25 protein-coding genes and 1 tRNA gene are annotated in these 22,274 nt (G+C 60.5%); 15 read left to right on the top strand and 11 right to left on the bottom strand.

From position 1 onward, the window contains the following. Nucleotides 1-22: 22 nt before the first annotated feature. Entirely contained in the window at nt 23-289 is a 267-nt protein-coding gene (locus FZZ90_RS08255; RefSeq protein ID WP_226425219.1) for a hypothetical protein, read from the top strand. Between the two features lie 119 nt (nt 290-408). On the opposite strand, the gene FZZ90_RS08250 is transcribed toward FZZ90_RS08255, so the two are convergent. Continuing rightward, nucleotides 409-479: transfer RNA gene (locus tag FZZ90_RS08250), tRNA-Gly, on the bottom strand. A gap of 131 nt (nt 480-610) precedes the next feature. Between FZZ90_RS08250 and FZZ90_RS08245 the strand changes: the two genes are divergently transcribed. The 5 genes from FZZ90_RS08245 (at nt 611) to plsY (ending at nt 4,842) form a co-directional block, all read left to right on the top strand. Then, the gene (locus tag FZZ90_RS08245) at nt 611-1,939 is read left to right on the top strand and encodes an MFS transporter (protein WP_226425314.1); all 1,329 of its coding nucleotides are present in this window, start codon (nt 611-613) and stop codon (nt 1,937-1,939) included. Next, complete coding sequence (locus tag FZZ90_RS08240; RefSeq protein WP_226425218.1) at nt 1,936-2,685, top strand: ABC transporter permease; 750 nt, start codon at nt 1,936-1,938, stop codon at nt 2,683-2,685. Before FZZ90_RS08245 ends, FZZ90_RS08240 begins: the two co-directional genes overlap by 4 nt. Then, nucleotides 2,682-3,107 (top strand): DUF3119 family protein, encoded by a 426-nt coding sequence (locus FZZ90_RS08235; protein ID WP_226425217.1) that lies wholly within the window; start codon nt 2,682-2,684, stop codon nt 3,105-3,107. The genes FZZ90_RS08240 and FZZ90_RS08235 overlap by 4 nt, the downstream gene beginning before the upstream one ends. A gap of 107 nt (nt 3,108-3,214) precedes the next feature. Next, nucleotides 3,215-4,234 (top strand): DUF3086 domain-containing protein, encoded by a 1,020-nt coding sequence (locus tag FZZ90_RS08230; protein WP_226425216.1) that lies wholly within the window; start codon nt 3,215-3,217, stop codon nt 4,232-4,234. Further along, nucleotides 4,231-4,842 carry a glycerol-3-phosphate 1-O-acyltransferase PlsY gene (gene plsY, locus FZZ90_RS08225; protein ID WP_226425215.1) on the top strand — a complete coding sequence of 204 codons (612 nt, stop codon included), beginning with the start codon at nt 4,231-4,233 and terminating at the stop codon, nt 4,840-4,842. The genes FZZ90_RS08230 and plsY overlap by 4 nt, the downstream gene beginning before the upstream one ends. Before the next feature lie 41 nt (nt 4,843-4,883). On the opposite strand, the gene FZZ90_RS08220 is transcribed toward plsY, so the two are convergent. Further along, complete coding sequence (locus FZZ90_RS08220) at nt 4,884-8,204, bottom strand: autotransporter domain-containing protein (protein WP_226425214.1); 3,321 nt, start codon at nt 8,202-8,204, stop codon at nt 4,884-4,886. Between the two features lie 267 nt (nt 8,205-8,471). On the opposite strand from FZZ90_RS08220, the gene FZZ90_RS08215 reads away from it, so the two are divergent. Next, the gene (locus tag FZZ90_RS08215; protein ID WP_226425213.1) at nt 8,472-8,675 is read left to right on the top strand and encodes a hypothetical protein; all 204 of its coding nucleotides are present in this window, start codon (nt 8,472-8,474) and stop codon (nt 8,673-8,675) included. 51 nt (nt 8,676-8,726) lie between these two features. Then, nucleotides 8,727-9,896 carry an autotransporter outer membrane beta-barrel domain-containing protein gene (locus FZZ90_RS08210; RefSeq protein ID WP_226425212.1) on the top strand — a complete coding sequence of 390 codons (1,170 nt, stop codon included), beginning with the start codon at nt 8,727-8,729 and terminating at the stop codon, nt 9,894-9,896. A gap of 56 nt (nt 9,897-9,952) precedes the next feature. Here FZZ90_RS08210 and FZZ90_RS08205 read toward each other — a convergent pair whose 3' ends face one another. After that, nucleotides 9,953-13,210 (bottom strand): tetratricopeptide repeat protein, encoded by a 3,258-nt coding sequence (locus FZZ90_RS08205; protein WP_226425211.1) that lies wholly within the window; start codon nt 13,208-13,210, stop codon nt 9,953-9,955. A gap of 332 nt (nt 13,211-13,542) precedes the next feature. Here FZZ90_RS08205 and FZZ90_RS08200 point away from each other — a divergent pair, with 332 nt between their 5' ends. After that, nucleotides 13,543-13,851, top strand: coding sequence for a hypothetical protein (locus FZZ90_RS08200; RefSeq protein WP_226425210.1), 309 nt, complete (start codon nt 13,543-13,545; stop codon nt 13,849-13,851). A gap of 13 nt (nt 13,852-13,864) precedes the next feature. Here the strand turns inward: FZZ90_RS08200 and pyrF are convergent, their stop codons facing one another. The 3 genes from pyrF to FZZ90_RS08185 are packed head-to-tail and all read right to left on the bottom strand — an operon-like array spanning nt 13,865 to nt 16,210. After that, a complete protein-coding gene (gene pyrF, locus FZZ90_RS08195) occupies nt 13,865-14,587 on the bottom strand; it encodes an orotidine-5'-phosphate decarboxylase (protein ID WP_226425209.1) in 723 nt (240 codons plus the stop codon). After that, nucleotides 14,587-15,834, bottom strand: coding sequence for a tyrosine--tRNA ligase (tyrS, locus tag FZZ90_RS08190; protein WP_226425208.1), 1,248 nt, complete (start codon nt 15,832-15,834; stop codon nt 14,587-14,589). The genes pyrF and tyrS overlap by 1 nt, the downstream gene beginning before the upstream one ends. A gap of 46 nt (nt 15,835-15,880) precedes the next feature. Continuing rightward, nucleotides 15,881-16,210: a DUF1825 family protein gene (locus FZZ90_RS08185; protein ID WP_226425207.1), complete on the bottom strand. Its 330-nt coding sequence runs from the start codon at nt 16,208-16,210 to the stop codon at nt 15,881-15,883. Nucleotides 16,211-16,410: 200 nt separating this feature from the next. Here FZZ90_RS08185 and FZZ90_RS08180 point away from each other — a divergent pair, with 200 nt between their 5' ends. Genes FZZ90_RS08180 through FZZ90_RS08155 form a run of 6 tightly spaced genes read left to right on the top strand, consistent with a single transcriptional unit; the run spans nt 16,411 to nt 20,418 of the window. Continuing rightward, nucleotides 16,411-17,118 (top strand): response regulator transcription factor, encoded by a 708-nt coding sequence (locus tag FZZ90_RS08180; protein WP_226425206.1) that lies wholly within the window; start codon nt 16,411-16,413, stop codon nt 17,116-17,118. 37 nt (nt 17,119-17,155) lie between these two features. Continuing rightward, nucleotides 17,156-17,470, top strand: coding sequence for a hypothetical protein (locus FZZ90_RS08175; protein WP_226425205.1), 315 nt, complete (start codon nt 17,156-17,158; stop codon nt 17,468-17,470). 48 nt (nt 17,471-17,518) lie between these two features. Next, a complete protein-coding gene (locus FZZ90_RS08170; RefSeq protein ID WP_226425204.1) occupies nt 17,519-18,088 on the top strand; it encodes a hypothetical protein in 570 nt (189 codons plus the stop codon). After that, entirely contained in the window at nt 18,088-18,660 is a 573-nt protein-coding gene (locus FZZ90_RS08165) for a GIY-YIG nuclease family protein (protein WP_226425203.1), read from the top strand. The genes FZZ90_RS08170 and FZZ90_RS08165 overlap by 1 nt, the downstream gene beginning before the upstream one ends. 55 nt (nt 18,661-18,715) lie before the next feature. Continuing rightward, nucleotides 18,716-20,185: a leucyl aminopeptidase gene (locus FZZ90_RS08160; protein ID WP_226425202.1), complete on the top strand. Its 1,470-nt coding sequence runs from the start codon at nt 18,716-18,718 to the stop codon at nt 20,183-20,185. Further along, on the top strand, nt 20,182-20,418 hold the full coding sequence (locus tag FZZ90_RS08155; RefSeq protein WP_226425201.1) for a hypothetical protein: 237 nt from the start codon (nt 20,182-20,184) through the stop codon (nt 20,416-20,418). The genes FZZ90_RS08160 and FZZ90_RS08155 overlap by 4 nt, the downstream gene beginning before the upstream one ends. 15 nt (nt 20,419-20,433) lie before the next feature. Here the strand turns inward: FZZ90_RS08155 and FZZ90_RS08150 are convergent, their stop codons facing one another. The 5 genes from FZZ90_RS08150 to FZZ90_RS08130 form a co-directional block, all read right to left on the bottom strand. Then, nucleotides 20,434-20,616, bottom strand: a complete 183-nt coding sequence (locus tag FZZ90_RS08150) for a hypothetical protein (RefSeq protein ID WP_115010059.1) — start codon at nt 20,614-20,616, stop codon at nt 20,434-20,436. A 224-nt stretch (nt 20,617-20,840) separates the two neighbouring features. Next, nucleotides 20,841-21,008, bottom strand: coding sequence for a hypothetical protein (locus FZZ90_RS08145; protein ID WP_226425200.1), 168 nt, complete (start codon nt 21,006-21,008; stop codon nt 20,841-20,843). Nucleotides 21,009-21,235: 227 nt separating this feature from the next. Further along, nucleotides 21,236-21,388 carry a hypothetical protein gene (locus FZZ90_RS08140; protein ID WP_226413453.1) on the bottom strand — a complete coding sequence of 51 codons (153 nt, stop codon included), beginning with the start codon at nt 21,386-21,388 and terminating at the stop codon, nt 21,236-21,238. A gap of 128 nt (nt 21,389-21,516) precedes the next feature. Beyond that, on the bottom strand, nt 21,517-21,684 hold the full coding sequence (locus FZZ90_RS08135) for a DUF4278 domain-containing protein (protein ID WP_226425199.1): 168 nt from the start codon (nt 21,682-21,684) through the stop codon (nt 21,517-21,519). 154 nt (nt 21,685-21,838) lie between these two features. Further along, nucleotides 21,839-22,129, bottom strand: coding sequence for a DUF3104 domain-containing protein (locus FZZ90_RS08130; RefSeq protein WP_226425198.1), 291 nt, complete (start codon nt 22,127-22,129; stop codon nt 21,839-21,841). Between the last annotated feature and the right edge of the window lie 145 nt (nt 22,130-22,274).

Below are 22,274 nucleotides of genomic sequence, written 5' to 3'. Positions count from 1 at the left end.
CAAACCTTATTCCAAACAAATAATGGAACAAGAAGAAAGCACTTTCCATATCAACCCGAATACCGAGGACAGCTGGTCAGAAGCATCAAAAAAGCTGCCCAAGACATTAATCATCGACGGGACTGAATACAAAACATCTGAGCTGTCAGACAAAACAAAAAAACTGGCCCTCATCTACATCAATGACAGCTCTATTGTAAGCCAATTCAAAGAGTTGCTAGCTTTGGCCGAACTTGGACTTTCGACGATCAGCAAAGAGGTTCAAGAAACTATTGAGGAAAACTCATAAATCCTGCATGATCAGCACACGCTAGAGATAAAAGTTTCAAGAGCTACTTCACCCTATCAATAAAAATCATCCAAACCTTTGAAGAGGTTTATCGAGAAGAAACTGAGGCTGAATTTTTAAGCGGGTGACGGGAATCGAACCCGTGTCATCAGCTTGGAAGGCTGAGGTCTTACCATTACACAACACCCGCGTAGTACAAACACACCACTGCCCAAGGGGGTGGTGGTGACGTATGCACGCATTCATTATGGCAATCCGCCTGCCTGAAGCCTCCGCGTGACACCGACCGACGCATCCCTGCAGGGATCCCGCCGCAGGCTGATGCTTGCTTACGGCCTGGGCGACGCCGGCACCGGACTTGCCGCCACCCAGCTGGGCTTCTATCTCTTCCCCTTTTTCATCTGCGCCGCGGGCTTGCCGGCCTTCATCGCCGGTTCCCTGCTCACGGTGAGCAAGGTCTGGGATGCCCTGAATGACCCGTTGATCGGCTGGCTCAGCGATCACACCCGCAGCCGCTGGGGCCCGCGCCTGCCCTGGATTCTGACGGCAGCCCTACCTCTGGGCATCAGCCTGGCGGCGATGTGGTGGGTGCCACCGGGCAACACGGTGCAGCGCACGATCTACTACGCCGTGATGGCGGTCTTACTGATGACCGCCTACACCAGCGTCAACCTGCCCTACGCCGCCCTGGGCACCGAGCTCACGCCCGACACCGCCATTCGCACCCGCCTCAATGCGGCACGGTTCACCGGCTCCATCCTGGCCGGCCTAAGCGGACTGATTGTGGCCTCGGTGGTGCTCACCGATGGGGGCGGGGGCTACCTGGCGATGGGCCGGATCACCGGCAGCATCGCTGCCACCACAACACTGCTCTGCTGCTGGGGGCTGGCCCCGTACGCCAAGCGGGCCCAACGGCCAGTGCCCAACAACGAGCCGCCGATGCAGCAGCTCAAACGAGTGATGGCCAACCCCCGCTTCCGCCAGGTGCTGGGGCTGTATCTGCTGCTCTGGTTCGGCCTGCAACTGATGCAGGTGGTGGCCTTGATCTGGCTGGTGCAGGTGGTGCATGTGCCCACCAACCTTTCCACCTGGATCCTGTTGCCTTTTCAGATCGCTGCCCTGCTGGGCCTTCAGCTCTGGAGCAACCTCTGCAACCGCATCGGACGGGTCGCCACCCTGCGCTGGGGCGCAGGGCTGTGGATCAGCGCCTGCCTGCTATCGATGCTATTCCCGCCACTGGCGACAGATCCCAGCCTGCTGCAGCTGTTGCCGCTGGTGGGGCTGATTGCCCTGGTGGGGGTAGGGGCCGCCACCGCCTATCTGATCCCTTGGTCGTTGCTGCCCGATGCGATCGACGCTGACCCGAGCAAACCCGCCGGGCTCTACACCGCCTGGATGGTGTTCGGCCAGAAGCTGATCATCGGCCTCACCATGTCGGTGTTCGGCAGCCTGCTCTCGCTCACGGGCTATATCTCCGCCAAGGGAGGCAACTGCAGCGGGGCGCTGAGTTTCATCGAACAGCCGGATTCAGCCCTGCTAGCAATCCGGCTCTGCATGGGCCTGATTCCCGCCATCCTTGTGCTGCTTGGTCTTGTGGTGATGCGAGGCTGGCCCGACCGTGGAGCCCACCTGCAGAAGGCCGCCGGATGAACACGCCCCGTTCGATCAAACGCCTGGGCGCCAGCCTGCTGATCGGAGGCCAGGCCGTGGCCGCCACCCTGCGCGGCCGCATTGATCGGGGGGAGCTGTTTGAGCAAATGCTCGACGCTGGCCCGGGCAGCGTGCTGATCGTGCTGATCATCTCGGTGGCAGCCGGCTCGGTGTTCAACATTCAGGTGGCCGCGGAACTCACACGCCAGGGGGCGGGATCAACGGTGGGCGGCATCCTGGCGATCGGCCTAGCGCGGGAGATCGCCCCCCTGCTCACCTCCTGCCTGCTAGCGGGCAAGGTTGCCACCGCCTACGCCGCCCAGCTGGGCACAATGAAGGTGACTGAACAGATCGACGCGATCACGATGCTGCGCACCGATCCGGTGGAGTACCTGGTGGTGCCCCGGATGATCGCGATGGTGGTGATGGCTCCGGTGCAGTGCTTTTTCTTCTTCCTCGTGGCGGTGTGGTCGGGCCAACTCACCAGCACGGCCCTCTACAACATTCCGCCGGCGGTCTTCTGGACCTCGGTGCGCACCTGGATGAATCCGCTGGACCTGCCGTTCATGCTGGTGAAGGCCCTGGTGTTCGGACTGATCATCGCGACGGTGGCCTGCGGCTGGGGACTGACCACCCGCGGCGGCCCCAAGGAAGTGGGCACCAGCACCACCGGCGCGGTGGTGATGATCCTGATCCTGGTGGCCCTGATGGATGTCGTTCTTACCCAGGTGCTGTTCGGAGCATGAGTTCAACCCCCGCCCCCGTCACCCTTAAGCCGGACGTTCGGCTGCCACTGCTGGTGGTGGCCCTTGGCCTGGCGCTGTTGCCGCTGCCGTTGTCCCCCTGGCCCACGCTGGTGGTGGCACTGTTCGGCCTGTTCCTGCTGATCCAGAGCGCAAGTCTTCGCTTGGAATTCAAAGAAGACGCTCTAATCGTGTGGCAGAACGGCCGCGAGCTAAGGCGTTTCCCCTACGACCAATGGTTGAGCTGGCGGCTGTTCGCCCCTGGGCTGCCAGGCCTGTTTTATTTCCGCGAGACCCAGAGCATTCACTTCCTGCCGATCCTGTTCAGCCCGAAGGAGCTGCGAGAACAGCTGGAACTGCGGGTTGGAGCACTGGAAGTACCGAAAGACGACCTCGAAGAGAAGACGAAAGCAGGCGAGCAATAGCACGATTTCGTGTTGACTTCGTGCTGATATCCATGCAATTTCGTGCACCTTTGTCTCAGTTGTGATGCCACCTTTTTTTCTGCGGCCCAGTCGGCTGGAATGGAGGGATGGAGAGCACGGCAGCTGACGCAATGCCCGACGACACCGAGCTGACCCCCCAGGCGCCTGAACCGGAGCAGGCCCCGGCCGAATCCAGCGGCGAAACCACCACTGAACCCGCCAGCACCACCGGTGCCGAGCCAGCCGCGGCAGAGGCCAATCCCGTGATGGAGCTGGCCCTCAAGGATCTGCAGGAGCGCCGCGATGCCCTGCAGGTGGAGATCACCGCCCTCAGCTCCCGCAAACAGCAACTCGAGACCGAGCTGAAGGCCAATTTCGCCGGCCAGTCCGATGCCATTGCCCGCCGCGTGAAGGGCTTCCAGGAGTACCTGGGCGGCGCCCTGCAGGACCTGGTGCAGAGCGTGGAAAACCTGGAGCTGGTGGTGCAGCCGATGGTGGTGCAGCCCTCCCCCCTCGATCAGGCGCCAGACAACGCAGCGGCGCCGGAGAAGCCCGGAGAGAGCACTCCGCCTCCAGCGGTGGCCGACACCTTCCGCCCCGATGAAGACCTGATCCGCCAGACCCTGGAGCGCTTCCTCAAGCAGCCCGACGTCTACGCCGACCCCTGGAACCTGCGACGCAGCATCGACGCCCGCGACACGGCCCTGCTGGAGGACTGGTTCTTCAATCAGGGTGGACGCGGCGCCCAGCCCAGCCGCGGCACCCGGCCCCGCAACATCTTGGTGAGTGCGGCTCTGATCGCGGTGATCGGCGAGCTGTACGGCGATCAGTTCCAGTGCCTGGTGCTGGCCGGCGGCCCGGAACGGCTCGGCGAGTGGCGGCGCGGCCTGCAGGATGCTCTCGGCCTGGGCCGGGAAGACTTCGGTCCGAGCAGCGGAATCGTGCTGTTCGAGCGCCCGGAAGCCCTGGTGGAGCGGGCCGACCGGCTAGAGGAGCGGGGCGAAGTGCCGTTGATCCTGATCGACGCGGCCGAGCGCAGCGTCTCCATCCCTGTGCTTCAGTTCCCCCTCTGGCTGGCCTTCGCGGCCGGACCAGGTGAACGCCTCGACGACGACGACCTGCTGTGATCCAGACAGCCCTCACCTCACTGCTGCTCCTGGCCATCGGCTACCTGTTGGGAGCCATCCCCAGCGGTTACCTCGCCGGCCGCTGGCTCAAGGGGATCGACCTCAGAGATTGCGGCTCCGGCAGCACCGGCGCCACCAACGTGCTGCGCAACGTGGGCAAGGGCCCGGCCCTGGTGGTGTTCCTGATTGATGTGGGCAAAGGCGCCCTGGCGGTGCTGCTGGCGAAAATCGTTGGCCTCAGCGACTGGCTGCAGGTGCTGGCGGGCTTGGCGGCGTTGGCTGGTCACATCTGGCCGGTGTGGCTGGGCTGGAAGGGCGGCAAGGCGGTGGCCACCGGCCTGGGCATGTTTCTGGGCCTGGCCTGGCCGGTGGGGCTGGCCTGCTTTGGCCTGTTCATGGCCGTGATCTCGATCTTCCGGATCGTGTCGCTCTCCAGCGTGGTGGCCGCCATCGGATTGCCGCTGTTGATGCTGCTCTCCGGCGGCAGCAGTGCCTATGTGGTGGTATCGCTCGTGGCCAGCTTGATGGTGCTCTGGCGCCATCGCAGCAACATCGAGCGGCTGCTGGCGGGCACCGAACCCAAGATCGGGCAGAAAGCCAAGGGCTGATTTTTAGGCACCTCCAATTCGAGATGCCTAAAAGTCGAACATCAGAACTGGAAGGTGACACCTCCGCTCGCGCGCCATGTGGTGCCACGGTCGCTGGCCCAAAACTCCATGCCACCTCTTCCGTACAGCTTCACCGAGATGCCGTTGAAGTTCTGCACCGTGTAGTCCAGACCCGCCTCAAGCAAGGCGCCGTTCTCGGTGCCCAGCTGTGAATCGAAATTCACCGTTTTCTTGGTGAAGTTGTAGCCAATCTCCTGGCCTTCATTTCCCTGGTTCCAATCCGCCAGCCAGGCCGCCCGCAGACTCGGCACCAACAGCGCACGATCGCCGGTGCGGATCGGCACCGACAGCTTCATCCCTAGCTCCGTCTCGGCAAAGTTCGTCGTGCGGCTCTTGTACTTCAACCTCAGGTTCTTCTCCGTTCCATGGCTTTCGGAGAAGCCCTGTTCGTGGTTGCGGGTCCACACCACCTGACCCTGCGGCTCGAGCACAACACCACCGGTCTTGAACGGTGCACCAATCCGCAGCGCTCCCAGATAACTGGTGACGCTCTTGTCGCCCTTGGCCGTATTCCCACCCAGATCGTTGTTGATCTGCAAGATGTTGCGGGACTGTTCACCGCTGAATTCACTCGCACCCAGCAGGCCCTGCACATAGAAATGGCGGGTGGAGTACTGGGCCGTCAAACCACCTCCCCAGCCCTCGGGGTTCCAGCTGCCGCCACCGGTATCACCACTGCGGTGGTGAACATTCACATCGCCATAGTTGGCGTAAGCACCGATTTGGAACGTCTCGCTCAGCGCTACATCCACACCAAAACTGGTGCCGTAGGCATCCAAGTCGTAGTCGTTGTAGAGAATTGACGAATCATCGGCGCGGCTATTGCCGCCAAATCCCTTCACCCAAGCGCTGACACCATCACGCTTGGCTAAATCGAGCTCGACGTCCTGCAGATCGACATAACTGACGCCATCGAACTCAACAATGACTGCTTCTTCCTCAATTCCCCTGGCAATAGCGGCATCGGCGTCCTCAACCTCTGCAACGGCTCCTTCGACATAGGCCGTTGCTGCCTCATCAGCGAGCTCATCGCTCTTGAGCCACAGCGGTTGCACCGGAGCCGCCTCCTCAATCACGGCCTCCTCTTCCACAACGCTCCCCTCAACAACCTCTTCTGCAATCAGAAGTTCCTCGAACTGACGCAAAGGCTGGCGATCAAACACCGCATCAACCAGCAGGTTGTTGTAGAGCGCCAAGCCACGTCCAGCGGCATCAACATTTCGCGGTGCCAAGCCACTTCCGATCAACCTGGCTAACTCACCCCAATCCATCAGGAGAGGGAGTTCAAAATCCGGATCCGGGCCATGAACTTCCTCGACCAAAATGTCGACAATCTCTTCAACTTCATCATCCTCTGGATCGGGATCTTCGGGATCAGGGCTAGGCGGGAAAATCTCACAAAGGCCTTCGTCTTCACAACCAGGCAGCTCCGGCTGTGGATCAGGCTCAGGCTTTGGCTTCTCCTTGCACTCCTCCGCATCTGGATTTTCCTCACAAAATTCTGGATCAGGATCAGGCTTGATAGTGCCGTTGCAAAGGGGATCATCTGGATTCTCTTCGCAGTATTCAGTCTCCGGATCAGGATCAATCGGACTTTGCCTGGGCACTAAGCGAACATCAAAGTCTTTTCCACAATCACCATCCTCACAAGCGGCGCGACCAACAGAATCACTAGCGAGGTAGGCATAGTGAAAGGGGTATTCAGCAACTGTTCCGCTGTCTCCTTCATTTGTGAGATATCCTTGTGACGCCAACCCCGTAAATCTAAAAGCTGCTCCACCATTGCGTGCACCACTACTGGTGACCAGTAACGTGTTATTAGCCAGCCCTTCGGCATTAATCATGGGACCCTCAATCACTTTCCATACAGGCGCATTATCAGGCGAACTAGGAACATCACGAGCATCAATGTAGAGCGCGCCTTTCTTGTATTCAAAAGACTCTTTCACAGAAAGAGAAGGCTTGTCGTCCACAGTTTTAACGAAGTCGATGTAGCCACCATCCATCTCAAAAATATTAAATTTCGGAGGGTTGTTATCGCGAGCCCGAAATGTGCCATCGCGCAGAATAAAGGTATGGATCCTAGGGTTATCTGCACCATCATCAGAGAAATCGCCGTCGAAGTCCCAGTTACCCCCAAGCTGATAACCCTTAGTCCAATTTTTAAAGTCAGAAGCCTTTACTTCGCCAGTAGCCTCGCTTCCACCATCAAAATAATGGTCAAGCTTTTCTCCAAACTCGAGCGCATTCGTCCCACTACCACCATCGATAATGCCACCCACATTGAAGCCATAACCGGTGCTAAACGTGTCATTACCGGAGCCAAAGTCGATACCTCCATCAACATCCAAGGCGCCAGTATTCGTTAATGTGTCGCCATCACGCCCGAAGGTGATATTTCCAGTGGCCGTCAGCGTGCCGCTGTTAATCAGGGTGTCAGCATCAGTTCCTGTGGCTACCTGTTTTTCAAAATTGATATTGGCAACGGTCAGGGTGCCTGAGTTGTTAAGCGTATCATTGTCAGACCAGTTTTTGAATTTAGGGTCCTCCTTCTCGTTATTCTTTCCGCAGTTTGTGCATGGCGCACCGGAGCCAAGGACGATATCACCGCTCACCGCGAGAGCCTTATTATTAATAATCGTATCGTCATTCGAGTTTCCGCATTGATCGCTATCAGCAGCTCCTCCACATGAGCCTTGATTAACATCAGTAATATCTCCTGTAACAGTCATTTCACCGTGATTGGCAACTGTATCGGCACCCATCTTCAAGTTGAGATCGCCTGTCACCGTTAAATCACCGGAAGCCTCATTGGTGACCGTGTCATCGCCAGAGCCCATGGCAAGCCCTGTGAATTCAGCTGTACCACTGTTCGTGATTTGATCATTCCACTGATACATATCTGTGGCCCCCTCAACTGTGAGGGTGCCAGCATTGGTGATCACATCAGGATTGCCCTGGGTATTAGTTTTATGGTTCTTGAGCTTGCCCTTGATCAGCAACGAGGAATTGCTATCGATGTCAATCGTATTCCCCTTTTTAGTATTCCCACTATTACCCCCCTGTTGATCTAGCGCCACATTATTAGTAACAGTCAGCTCAGCTCCGCCCTGGAGGGTGATTACATTAACTTTGCCATTCTGACCCGCAATCGAATTTACGGTTTGCGAACCAGGGCCGGTGCAAGTGAGATTACCGGTTCCAAGCTTCACACTCTCGGCGGCCGTAATCTCTGGATCGCATTCCAAACCTTCTTGCTGAGCCCATGACGCCTGGGCTCCACCCAACAGCAACGCAAACAACAGCAGGTTGTTTCGCAGCAGCCCAAAGAGGGCAGTGTTGACTGAGCGATTGCCAATAACGCGGGGCACAAGCTGAAATGAGACTTATATTTTTTATAGAGACCTCGAATCAGATTGCAACCCCTTACCTGGTACGGATCGAGCAAATTAAACAACAACACACAACTGATGAGGCCCCACAGCCATATGGTTTGAAATCTAGTCTTCTAGGGAGTTCACAAATCGAGGCAAGTCATATCAAAATGACCTTTAACTTTCTCCATCAGCATGACGTCCAGCTGTCACGCTCAGCGTGTGCTCCGAACCTTGTTGCTCGGCAGCCTTGGACTCCTGTTCATAGAACTGTTGCAGCCTGTTGAGGCGCCTGCCCAGAGCTGCACCCTTGACCCGCTAGGCGGTGAGGTTTGTCTGCCTGAGGAAGAACCTAAAGATCCCGATGACGACGACATTGACGACGACGATGATCGGTAAGATCGCGACGATTCCAAGACATCCAAGAGCAGCAGGGAACAGCTCCCTGCGGTGATCATTCCCCCGTGCTTTGGGCCCTGCGCCCAGTTCCCGCCAGCTCCCCCCTACCGGCAATTCGCGGAGGAAGCAGCACCCGAACCCACTCCTGCGCAAGGGCCTGAACCAGCGCTGGAACCAGCCGAACCGATCCGTCCGCTCTGGATGAAGAGCGATTCACTCGATCCCGGTGTTGGTGAGGTCTATCTGGAACGAACGCTTCAGGCACAGGCCAATGCTGTGGTTCTCGATGCCGACGCCGACACGGTCTTCATCGAGGTTGAAGGGGTTCGCTATCGCGAAATCATCAATCCGCATGGCCTGCTATTCACCAATGAGGTGAACAAGCCCGCCGTGAATGCCTGGGTGCGCGGTTTCGGCGGCGTTAGCAGCAACGGCGCTGCGGGTCATCGCACCGCCGACTTCGACAACGGCGGAGCCCAACTCGGTGTCGACATCCCCTTGAGCGACACAACCCGGATCGGCCTGTTCGGCACCTATGCGGTGATGAACGGCCGTGATGGTGGTCGCGGCAGCTGGGATGCCGATGGCTGGGGCGGTGGTGCCTATGCCGAGTACTGGAGCCAATCCTTGGTGCTGCGGGGCATGATCAGCGCCGGTGGCTACGACGGTGAACATCGCCGCTCCATCAACGGCGAAACCGCCAAGGGCAACCGCAGCGGCAACTCCTGGACCGGCGTCGTCAGTGTGGCGACCCCTCTGGAGAGCGGCGACTGGTTGATCGAGCCGCAGGCCCAGATCAGCTACACCAACACCAGCCTCGACAAGTTCAGCGAGCACGGTGCCGACCGTGAGGATCGGCTCAAGTACCACGCCATGGAGGTGGATCAGATGGGCAGTGAGATCTCACTGAAATTCGGTCGTCCGATCCGGGATGGCGAACGCTCACTGTTCCTACCGTCCTTGCGCCTGGGCTGGGCCGCTGACTGGGGCACCAGCGGCGGCGATCAGAAGGTGACCTACCGCGAATCCGGCAAGTCCAAGCGCTGGGACGTGAACGGAGGCGATGACCATGCCGCCCTGATCGAACTCGGCCTCGACTACACCACATACAACGTCAACGGCACATCGGTGGGCGTTTATGCCCGCGGCGGTGCGCTGGTTTGGGGTAGTGACCGCGGCACCAGCTGGCAGGTGCAGGGCGGCCTCAGCTTCAAATTCTGAGTTCAACCCCTACCCGAATGTTGGGTAGGGGAGATCACTGGCTTCAAGGTTGAAGGTCATGCGGCAGAAGAAGCCTGATCCGAAAGTCTGGTTGGCAGGGGCATGACCCCAGCAGGTTGCTGCCCCACTGCTGGGGCCTGACGGCACACCGTTTCAACCGCCACCTGAAACGCCTCCGCCACACTCGTGTCCTGGAACAGCCGAGATTTGCGCTGCTGAATTTTTTGCATGATCTCCGCATGGAAGCCGTCATCACTGAGCAGGCGTGAGGAGATGGCGACGTAGTCATCGGCATCCCTGGCGATCAGCTCCGGCAACTCCAGCAGCTCCAACATCGCCACCGTGTGTCGCCCACGCATGAAGGCGGTGGGAAGGGTGACCACAGGACAGTCGAGCGAGAACGACTGCATCGAGCTGTTGCCGCCGTTCCAGTCGATCGTGTCGATGGTGTGGTGGCTGATGGCAAACAGGCCCATGAAGTCGCCATAGTCGAGCCGCGGCAGGATGCGCAGGTGGTTTTCAATCTCCATGCCTCGCTGCTCAAAGTGGGGGCGTAGGCGCGCATAAAGGCGATCGGCAATACCACCATTGCCCATGTGACCCACCAGCACGATGAAGGCATCGGGATGGCGCTTGGCGATCTCGGCGTACGTCCAGTCATTGCGAGGCACGTACTTGAAGGTGCTCTGCAACGAGTTGAGGATCGGCCGGTCTCGGGGAAGGTCGAAGGTCTCAAACAACAGCTGGCCGTCATGAAGGGCCGCCGGCACCTCGTAATTGAGCCCAGTGTTGGGAAGCCGATAGAGCGTTTCGCTGTAGTGGGCCTCGTTGCCCTCCGGTTCCATCCCCTCGCCCGAAAAGTAGTAGTGGATGGTGCGAGAACCGCTGCTGATCGGATGCCCCCAGCCTTGGCCCTGCACCGGAGCCAATTGCAGCACCGAGGTGACCTTGCTGACGGGGTGCATGCCGATGTCGGTGTAAATCAGCAGATCGAGCTTGTCGTCTCGGATCTGCTGCAGCATCGGCTCCGGGTTCTCGGCCTGCAGCGGAAGATGGCGGTACGTGCCCAGTGCGGCAAAGCGCTGGGTCCCCGAATCTTCACTGTCGGCGAGGTTGTAGCTGAAGATCTCGTAATCGGGATTACCGGCGATGCCCTCCAGCCAGCCGAGCGCCCAGATGGCGCCGTTGTGGTTGTGCAGGTGCGGTGAGATCACCCCAACCCGCAGCGGGCTGCTATCAGCAGGGTTCCGTTGGGGCAGCGGCTGCATGAATGCACCCAGACGCGGCCGCAGGATGCGATCGATGATGCCGGAATACAGCTCCTGCAAGGAGCGGTCGTCTTCCATCTGATAGGCCAGATAGAAGTTGGTGAGCGACCAGGCATGGGCATAGAGCAGGTCCCAGACGGGATCCTCACGGCTGATGTCCTTCAGCAAACCGTAGAGCTCATGGGCATCGTCACTCCAGCGTTGCCGTACCTCCCGCATCTCCTCGTCAGAGGCGTAAAGCACAGGCAAAACATGCAGCCGTGCAATCAGTTGCACCCGGCGATCCCCATGGCAGCCATCAGCAATCGCTAAGCCATCGCCGTAGCGATCCAGCTCCATCAGGCAGGCAATCTGGCCCTGCAGGCCCACCGCTTGCCCCATCACGGAGAGGTCGGCGGTCTGTCGCAAACATTCGAACTGCTCAAGGGCCTCGCTGTGGCGTTTTTGTTGAACCAGGGCCTGAGCCAGGTTCTGGCGGGAGGGCTGGAACCCGGCATCCAGAGAAAGCGCCTGGCGGTAACTGGCCATGGCGGCATCGATTTCGCCAATACCGGCCTGCACCAGCCCAAGGTTGTTCCAGGCATCGGGGTAGCTGGGCGCATGCTCCAGGCAGAGGCGGAAGGCTTCAATCGCCTCTGGGATGCGTTTGTGATCCCGCAGCAGATTGGCCAAGCAGAAAGCGGCCTGGGCATAACTGGGTTGATCGCGCAGCAACAGCCGCAATTCGCGTTCGGCCTCCATCGGCTGACCCGCTTCCAACAGCGCAAGGGCCAGGTTGTGACGGCATTCACTGAAGCTCGGATGCACCTCCAGTGCTTCCCGGTACAGACGCAGCCCTTCTGAGGTATTGCCGAGTGCACGGCAGGCATTGCCACCGTTGAACAACACAAACGGTGTGAAAAAGCCAGCGGCTTGAGCAGCCTCAAAGCAACTCAGGGCCAACTGATGACAGCCCACTCCGGCATGGCCGAGACCTTCGATGTAGGCCACTTCGCCTGGATGGGAATGCCCCTCCAGGGCGGCAATCTGATCAAGCACCTCCTGAAAACGGTCCTGGGCCAATGCCTCATAGAGGTGCGCCAGCCCCGCCTCCGGTGCGTTGTGATCCGTCCAAGTTCCCGTTGGTGGCGTCAGCGTTGGGAGTGGGGGTTGGGCCAGGGACTGCTGAGCCATCGCCAGTTGTTGCTGAAGCTCGATCACCTGCTGCTGCAACCCGGCAATCTGCTGATGGCGATCACGCAGTTGCTGAAGCGGATCCACCAGGGCATCACCATCAACGGGCGCCAAGGGCTTCAAGGCAGCACGGCGGCGGCGGGGAAGGCTGTAGCCATAGGCCTCCAAGTCCTGGCCGTACAGCCGATCCAGCAGGGCCAATCCATCTTTGTTGTAGGCGTCCTGCCAGCGACGACTCAAGTGCTGTTGGCATTGCTGGCCGTAGGTTTTCAACTCTTGGTTGATCCGGTCCAGCCGATCGGCCGCCAGCAATGGCTCCAAGCACCTGGGCAGCTCCTGCACCAGCTGGTTGCGATCCAGGCGCAGGTTGAACAGCTCAGCGTCAGCGAGGGTCTGATGCTGCGGAGTGAGATGGCCATCACCCCGCAACAACTCCCAGTGCTCGCCTAGGTGGTTGAGGAAGGCAACAAAGCTGCAGGCCTCTTCAGGGGCCAGCCCGTTGGACGCCTGCACCGACGCATTCAACGGTGCATAAGCGGGATCCATCAGGTGAAGCTTGTCGTGCCAAAACGACAACAACCGCTCTCCGGGATGACGGGTCACCGCCAGGCGAAGGGCATGGGGATCATCTCTCCACTGCTTCTGATCAACCAAAGAGAGTTGAGCCAGAGCCGGCAGGCCATGAACCCAAGGTTGGTGAATCGCCAAAGCCGGCCGGGTTTCACCGAGGGCTGCACCCTCAAAGGGCTCGCCTCCATCGGCGATGACCGCCAATCGTTTGAGCAGGGTTGAAGCCACCTTGGGGAGGGGACAGAGCAACCAGCGGGCACGCTCCACTACCAATGCTGCCTGCGACGTGTTTGCAATCAACACCACCGCAACCCAAAGCAGCCATTACCCCGCCATTAAAGGGCGGTTGAACAAAAAAGGTTGAATTGTTAAGCCACTCAACCTTGATCAGGGATCAAAAAGAGTGCAATTACTTCTGATCAGAAAGACATGATTCTCTCGGGCATTTTTGCCTGTTACAGCCTTAATCCAGCTGAATGCTGGGCTTCGATGAGCGATGAACAGCCCAGAACATGGGCGTTGTGAAACCAATACTGATGAAATCGCTTTAAGACTGCTGGCCAAGCAACAATCTGCTCAACAGGGCTGAAGATCCCCAAAACGCTGCCAACCTTGCCTCATTGACTTCAAATCCCTTGAGACGATTCACCACGCTCGTCCTTGTTCTTGCCGCTTTCACCATTCCAGTACAGGCCCAGAGCGACAGGCAACTCACCAGGCAGTTCAAAGAGGGCTTCGAGCAGGGTTGCAATCAACGCAAAAAATCCGGCGTCGAAAACCAAAGAGGCTATTGCCGTTGCATGGCCAACGCTTACGGCAAGCGCTACAGCGGCCAGGAACTCGCGGCGATCAGCAATTCGATCGCTGTGCTTGGAGACAATGGTCCGACCATTATCAACCTGATGATGGCTCCAGAAACACGGGCATGTTCTGCAAAGTATTGATCCGGGCTGCGCCCTAATCGATCAGCTCAGCGCAGCACTGGGCAAAAGCAACGCTGGGGTTGTCGGCTTTGGTGATCGGCCGGCCGATCACCAGCTGGCTGGCGCCCGCTGCAATCGCCTCGGCGGGACCCATCACCCGGGCCTGATCACCAAAGGCAGCGCCTTTAGGGCGAATGCCAGGAGTCACCAAGGCAAACGGCTCGGGGTGCTGCGCCCGCAACGCCGCGGCCTCCAGGGGAGAACACACACAACCACCAATGCCGGAGATTGCCGACAGCTGCGCCAACGCCGGCACCCGTTCGGCGATGGCCTGGGTGATGGCGAGTTCCCGTTGCAATCGCTGCTCTTCCCAGCTGGTGAGCACCGTCACCGCCAACAGGGTGGGGGCGGGTTGGCCAGCGCCTTGGGCCCCTTCCACCGCCGCGGCCTCGGCTGCCTGCAGCGCTTCGCTGCCAGCGCAGGCATGCACCGTGATCAACTCCGCCCCCAGCGCCGCTGCCCGCCGGCAGGCTCCAGCCATGGTGGCGGGGATGTCGTGAAATTTGAGATCAAGGAACACCCGCAGCCCCTGCGCGCGCAGTTGCTCCACCACCACCGGCCCAGCCTGCACAAACAGCTCCAGGCCCACCTTCACCCAGCGCAGCCCCTTCACCTGAGCGGCAAAGCGCAGTGCCTGCTCGGGTGCCATGCCATCGAGCGCCACGATGATCCGATCGGCAGGATGCAGGTTCTCCATCAAGCAACAAGCCTCCGAAAAGTTTTCTTACCCAGCTGCAACACCTTGCCCTCCAGTTCCGCCGCTGAGGCGAACTCATGGTTGGGGTCGGTGATCTTTTCACCTTCCAAACGAGCCGCACCGCCCTTGATCTGGCGGCGGGCCTCACTGCTGCTGGCGCAAATCCCCACGGCACTAAGCAGATAGAACGCCTTGGCCGGAAAGTTCACCTCTGCCAGGGAGGCCTCGGGCACATCCGCGCCGGCATCACCGCTTCCTCCCACCAGGGTGGCGGCATCGCTCTGGGCCTTGGAGGCAGCCTCCGGACCATGACGGCTGGCGGTCACCGCCAGGGCCATGGCCTTCTGCTTTTCGCGCGGATTTTCCGGTAATGAGGACAGATCAAGGTTGGTCAGCAACGTGACGTAGTCATCGATCGCCCCATCGCCAACCTTCTCCAGCTTGGAGTACATCGAAAGCGGGTCTTCCTCCAGGCCCACCACGTTGCCGAGGCTCTTGCTCATCTTCTGCACCCCGTCGAGACCCACCAGGATCGGCAGCAGTAGGCCGAACTGGGTGCCCTTATCGAAATGGCGCTGCAGATCACGGCCCATGGCGACGTTGAACTTCTGATCCGTGCCGCCCAGCTCCACATCAGCGTTCACCGCCACCGAGTCGTAGCCCTGCAGCAGCGGATAGAGGAATTCATGCAGGGCAATCGGAGTGCCGCTGCCGTAGCGCTTGGAGAAGTCGTCCTTGGCCAGCATCTGGCCCACAGTGCCGGTGCCGAGCAAGCCGATCACTGCCGGCAGGTCCATACCCTCCAACCACTCGGAGTTGTAACGCACCTCCAACCGGCCAGGGGTCTCGAAATCGAGCAGCGCCGTTTCCTTGGGCTGGTCCTGCCCCAACTGGCGCAGGTAGGTGGAGGCGTTAGCGGCCACCTGCTCTTTGCTGAGCTGCACCCGCGTGGCGCTCTTGCCGGTGGGATCCCCGATCCGCGCCGTGAAGTCACCGATGATCAGCACCGCCGTGTGGCCCGCGTCCTGGAAGGCCCGCAACTTGCGGAACAGGATGCTGTGGCCCAGATGAATGTTGCTGCCAGTGGGGTCGATGCCCAGCTTCACCCGCAGCGGCCGACCCTCCTTTTCGGCCTGGGCCAATCGGGCCGCCAGGGCCTGATCCGCATCACTGGGATCCCCGGCCGGGAACAGGTCGGCCATGCCCCGGGACAGCCAATCCGGCAACGACGGGGTGGAGTCCGACATGGGGGAGGCGCATCAAGCGGGCGCTGGCGATCGTACGAGTGCTAGTTCAGCTGGAGGGGGGCTCCTCGATCTGAGCTTTCATCCGCTCGAGGGTGGAGTTCATCTGCTCGAACATCTGCTCGGGGGTGATGCCGAACTGGCTGAGCTGGGTGCGCAGCTGCTCCACAGTCAACTTGGCCTGGAAATCCTCCGAGAGCTCGAAGCGCTTCATGAACACGCGGTAGCGGCCCATCAGCTGCTCCATCGTCTCGATGAATTTCTTCTTGCCCTCTCGATCGAACTTTCCGTACTCACTGCCCAGCTGCATCAGCTGCTGGTAGTCGCTGAACAGGCGCTTGGCTTCGTCCTGAACAATGTCGGAATCGAAGAAGGCCATCGTCGGCGTGAATCACTGCTTCGGCAAAGTTTGCCAAGGATTCGCAAGTGGCAACGGGGGTGATCGCCGCACCTTGCGTTGGCCTGCACTGAAGCCTTTTGTACGGTCTTGCTGACCAGCACCGCCCTCCTGCGGCATCCGATTCATGGTGAGATTCGGGCTGCCTTCAGGATGTGGACTTCACCCCTCAGCTGGCCGCGATGCGTGAGCTTCCTCAACGCCACCGGCCCTTGTTGGAGGGGCGTCGCATCGTGGTCGCCTCCGCCGATCGCGTTTTGATCAGCGGCCTGGTTCATAGCCTCGCTGGCATTGGCTCCCTGGTGGGGGCCGCTAGCACCGAAGCGGAAGCCCTCGCCTGCCTCAGCAGCACGGCCGCTGATCTACTGATCTGCAGCGATCAGCTCGAGCGCGGTCATGGCCCCTCCCTGGTAGCAGCCGCCAAGGCACGCCAACCCTCCCTGCGGTGCCTGATGTTGATTCAGCGCCCGTTGCTGAGCACAATTCACGCCGCAGCCAAGGCGCAATGCGAGGGGCTCTGCAGCCATGAGCGGATCGGCAACGGCGGCCTGCTCAGCGTTCTACGCGCCATGGAGAGCGATGGCAGCCACATGGATCCGGTGATTGCCGGGGTGGCCAACCACGGCCGCGGTTCAGGAAACATCGACCATCCCCTCAGCGACGTGCTGAGCCTGCGGGAAGAAGACGTGCTGCGCGGTCTTTGCAAGGGCCTCAGCAATCAGGAGATTGCCGATCAGCTGCACCTCTCGATTGAAACCACCAAGCACTGCGTCACAGCACTGCTGCGCAAACTCAATGCCAAAAGCCGCACCCAGGCTGTGCTGATCGCATTTCAGCGCAACCTGGTGGATCCACCGCTGCCGATTCCCCGCTGGACCCCTTCGCCCTGAAGGTCCATCCTGAGGCAAGTCCAAGGATCCTGACGCCATGGTCCAACGCGCCGCCACCACAGCCCTGGTGGTTCTCAGCGTCAGCAGCCTCGTTCAACAGGCAAGCTTCGCCGCCAGCGAGCGCACCACAGCTTTGGTCACCATCGCCGAAGCCAATGCCCGCTGCCTGATCGAAACCAAGCAGATGAGACCCGCCCAAGCCCAAGACATCGCCAACCGCTTCTTGCTCAGCAAGGGGGTGAGCGACACCGACCGGGACGAGGTGAAAACCACTCCTGGCTACGACGATCTAATGCGCAGTTACATCGACCAACAGGGGGGTTGCAAGGATCTCGTCCGAAAGCTGCGCTGACGCAGCCCCAGGACCCTCGTTAATGTCGGCCCAACTCTGCTGAGCCGCATGCCCCGCAGCCACTGGTTGGATCCCCTAGCCAGGCGGGTGCTGCAGGCCACAGGGCAGCTGCCGGCGCCAGCCCGTCCACCACAAGCTCTGCCATTACCGATCGCCCCCGAGCCGCCCGCCTGGGTGATGGATGTGAATCGCGCCAGCCGCGATCAGTGGCTGCAACTGCCGGGCTGCAGTCAGGACACAGCCGATCTGCTGGTGCGGCTGCAACAGGGGGGTGTGCAATTCGCCTGCGCCGATGATCTGTTCCGGCTGCTGGAGCTGCCGAGCGATCTGATCAGGCTCTGGACACCCCATCTCCTCTTCCAGTGGCACGGTGATGCTCCACAGCAGCCCCAGGCCGCTCCCCTCGACATCAACAACGCCAGCGCCGATCAGCTGACGCTGCTCGGCTGGCCGGAACAACGACTGGCCAACCTGATGCGGGAGCGCCGACGCGCCGGTTTCAAGAACCTGGCTGATCTGCAGGAGCGACTCTGCCTACCCGCCAGCAGCGTTGAAGCCCTGATCGGCCGGGTGAGTTTCGGCAGCCGACGCGCCGGGCCCAGCCTGCCGCTGCCCTAATGCAGGGGGATCTGTTCTCCACCGGCGCACTGGCCTTCAGCAACGGGCCTGACCTGCCCCTGCAACGGGAGCAGCTGCTCGCGTGGCAGGAGCGTCTGCATGCCCATCAGGCGCCGCTGTTCCGGGGGGAGAGCGCGGGAGCAACCCAGGGGGATCTATTCGGTTCCGACCCCGATGACGCTGCTGCGGCCATCGATCCGCTGGCCCTCACACCCCTGGCGATGAGTTTCTGGCGCTGGCCGGAACCCTCCCACCGCGGAGCAGCGATCTACCTGGTGATGGACAGGCCAACACAGCTGGAGCACCCGCTTCTGCTTTATGTGGGCGAAACCCTGGCCGCCGAGCGCCGCTGGAAAGGCGATCACGACTGCAAGGCCTACCTCGCTGCCTACGGCGAAGCCCTGCAGCGCTGTGAGCTCAGCGCTCAGCTGAGCATCCGCTTCAGCTGCGATGTGCCCCGGGCCACCCGGGCCCGGCGAGCCTTGGAACAACAGCTGATCCAACGCTGGTGGCCGCCTTTCAACAAGGAAACCCGCCAACGCTGGGCCACCCCCTTCACCGCAGAGCTCTAAGGCCGAAGCCAACACGCGGGATCGCTACGCTCGTCCTTTGTTGATGCGTCCACCCATGCGCTTCTCCCTGTCCTCCACCGGCCTGCAGGAGTGGAACGGCGATGTGCTGGCGGTGGGGCTGCCCCAGGGCGATGTCGATGCCACGGCAACAGCCCTGGAACAACGCTTTACCGGCATCACCGATGCCCTCAAGCAGCAGGAGTTCAAAGGCAAGCCTGGGGACCAGCTGGTGATCACGCCACTGGGCGGGGGCCCGCAGCGCCTGGTGGTGCTGGGCCTGGGCGAGAGCGATGGAATCGATACCGACCACCTGCGCGCCGCCGCCGCCCGGGCTGCCAAAGCCGCCATCGGCTGTGAGGGCAACCTCGGCCTGCACTTGCCCTGGACAGGAACCGATGCAACAGAAGCAGCCCGCATTTGCGCTGAAGCGGTACGGCTCTGCCTCTACAAAGACCAGCGCTTCCGCAAGGAACCGGACCCGCGCCGGATCCCCGATGCCCTGGAGCTGATCGACCTCGACCCCGCCGCCGCCAGCGGCTTTACGGCAGTCAATGCCACATGCGCCGGTGTGGAACTGGCCCGAGAGCTGGTGGCTGCCCCCCCGAACGTGGTCACCCCTGCAGCCCTCGCAGACACGGCCGCTGGCATGGCTCGAGACCATGGCCTTGAGCTCAAGGTGCTCGAGCGCAGCGACTGTGAAGCCAAGGGTATGGGCGCCTTCCTAGCCGTCAGCCAGGGCTCTGATCTGCCCCCCAAGTTCATCCACCTGATCTATCGCCCCGAGGGCGAAGTGAAACGCCGCGTTGCCCTGGTGGGCAAAGGCCTCACCTTCGATTCCGGCGGTTACAACCTCAAGGTGGGCGCAGCCCAGATCGACATGATGAAGTTCGACATGGGCGGCAGTGCCGCTGTTCTCGGTGCCATGCGCAGCATCGCTGAACTGAAGCCTGCCGGCGTTGAGGTTCACATGGTGGTGGCCTCCTGCGAAAACATGGTGAATGGCTCCGCCGTCCACCCCGGAGACATCGTCACGGCCGCCAACGGCATGACGATTGAGATCAACAACACCGACGCCGAAGGCCGCCTCACCCTCGCCGATGCGCTGCTCTACGCCTGCGAGCAGAAGCCCGATGCCGTGGTGGATCTGGCCACCCTCACCGGAGCCTGCGTCATTGCCCTGGGTGATGAGATGGCCGGGCTGTGGTCCAACAATGACGACCTAGCGGAGGCCCTCGATGCCGCTGCTCAGACGGGTGGGGAAGGCCTCTGGCGCATGCCACTGCGGCAGTCCTACAGGGATGGATTGAAGTCGTTGCTAGCCGATATGAAGAACACCGGCCCGCGGCCAGGCGGTTCGATCACAGCCGCCCTGTTCCTCAAGGAGTTCGTGGCCAAAGACACCGCCTGGGCCCACATCGACATCGCCGGACCGGTCTGGAGTGACAAGGGCAAAGGGGTCAATCCCGCTGGAGCCACCGGCTACGGCGTGCGCACCCTGGTGAACTGGGTGCTGGCCCAGTCATGAGCCGCTCCCCGGTGCGCTGGTACATCAAGGCCCAATTGGGGGTACTTCTGCTCCCGGTAGGGCTTTGCCTGTTCGGCGAAGCGGTGAGCCGCAAGGTGGTTCAGATGCTGGGCAAGGATGGAGGCCCCTGGTTCTGGTACGGCACCCTCAGCCTGATCTGCATCAACGCCGGAATCGGCCTGATGATCGACAGCGGGCTGACCCGTGGTTTTCCAGGGCGACGTCAGGGCTGATCGGGACGCGCCCAATCAGGATGCAACCGCTTGCAATTCAAGGGAACGGTCGGGTGTTTCAAGCGCATGGATCTGCCACCTTGCTCGCTCGGAGCAAGTTTCCAACACCCGATCGAGATCATCCGACGCATGCTTCGGCGACGCGTAGGGACCGATATGACGGGTGCCAAGACCATCCTTAATGGTCAGCAAATACATACAACCCTCCTCTCACCGCCAGATCGTAAGCATGGCTTCCACCTTGGTCGATGGCTGGAAACCCGTCTGTTCACTGAGAACTTGCTGAATCATTCAGGTCGCCGCGCTTAATCTTTTCAACAGGTTGAGTGTTGGTTTCTTAAGGAATTCGACCGGATTTGATCAGGTAACGGCCGGCTCGCCCCCCTGGAGCGAGACCTCGTATCACTCCAGGGGTATTGGGCTCAGTTGACGTCAGTCACAGCCGCTGAAGCAGCAGACCTGCCTGACATTTCGCGCAGAGAACCCGCAGCGCAGAGGGTCGAGAGCGCGATCGCGACCAGGGCGGCGCTGTTGATCAACTTGAGCGCGACAGGCAGATGGGTGTTAATCATCTCGCGGACATTTGCCATGGGGAAAGTTCACAGTGAACATGTTCATGGTGCAACCCTTGTCAACGCAACGGGACCGTCCGCAGAGGACGACTCCTTTTTCTTGGGTCCCTCACACCAAAACCGTTTTGTCGTGATGGCGACGACCAGCCACGGGAGTCCAGGCCATCCTGCGGAGGCTTCTTTCGGTGAAGGGGCAACGCGTCGAACGCGGGGGTGCCTAGGGAACACCCCCCTTTTTTTTGGCATCAGGCCACAAGGACAAGGGCGATGTTGAGAATCGCCAGCCCCACCAAGAACACCGCCGCCAACAACGCGGCTTCTGGGAAGAACTTGGCAATCACAAATCCCACCCCAAGAAACACCGAGGAGATCACGATGGCGGTGAGGTCCGTTCCCACTGGCGGGCTTTGACTGTTTCGCGCACACAATGACGAAATCCCGCTTGGATCGTGGTCGGCCATCCACCAAGCGGCCCAATAAAAAACCCCCGCCAATGGCAGGGGCAAGGCCTGAAAGAAGCTTCGGCCTACTTGGTGTAGGAGACGCCTCGATAGGTCAGGGTGGGGTGCACGTCGCGCGCGACCTCCTCCCGACAGGTGTTGTAGTGCTCGCGTCGGTAGGTCAGCTCAACGCAGGCTTTGGGTGCTGATACCGCTGCTGCGTAGGCGTGACCTCGATAAAGAAGTGCCGTCATTGGAAGTTCCTCGAAGAAATCCAAGTCCCCGTTCCGTGGCTTGGAGCGTCTGCGCCCCTCTAAAGGGGTGAACGTTCTGTAGCAACTGCTACACAGCCTTTATAGGACAACCGTCAACCCCGCGTTATTGACGCGGACACATACGGCCCCTTGATCAACGCTCTTCACGGACGAGCGCACTGGCCGGCCATCCATCCATCGACCAGATCACATCAGAAATCGCATCGGCATTGATCCACGTGATGACGCCCGTGTCCACATCAGCCACCTGAAACAGAGACGGGAGCCTGGGGTGACGCGCACTCCCCTCACAGAAGATCACCTGCCCCATCCACCAATCCCCTTGATCGAGCTGGTCTCCACCAACGATCACAAAGTGCCCTGGGCGGACATGGAGGAATGGAGCTTCCGCCTTCACCGCGAGATCGCTGTGATCAATAGACATACGCCGCCCATGAATAGTACTCCTGTACTCATAGCCATAGCGGTCCAGGTTTGGCAACCCGTGGATCGCGCTGGCGTCTTGGTGCGGGTGTGTTGCCAGACACTGACGTAAGCACTTTTGCTCCCTGGACGTAGGCCCACGGGCG

Origin of the sequence: Synechococcus sp. MU1617 (assembly GCF_020514235.1) — a bacterium.
Classification (GTDB): Bacteria; Cyanobacteriota; Cyanobacteriia; order PCC-6307; family Cyanobiaceae; genus Parasynechococcus.
The sequence above is the reverse complement of the archived record's forward strand: the minus strand, read 5'-3'. Positions and strand labels throughout refer to the sequence as shown.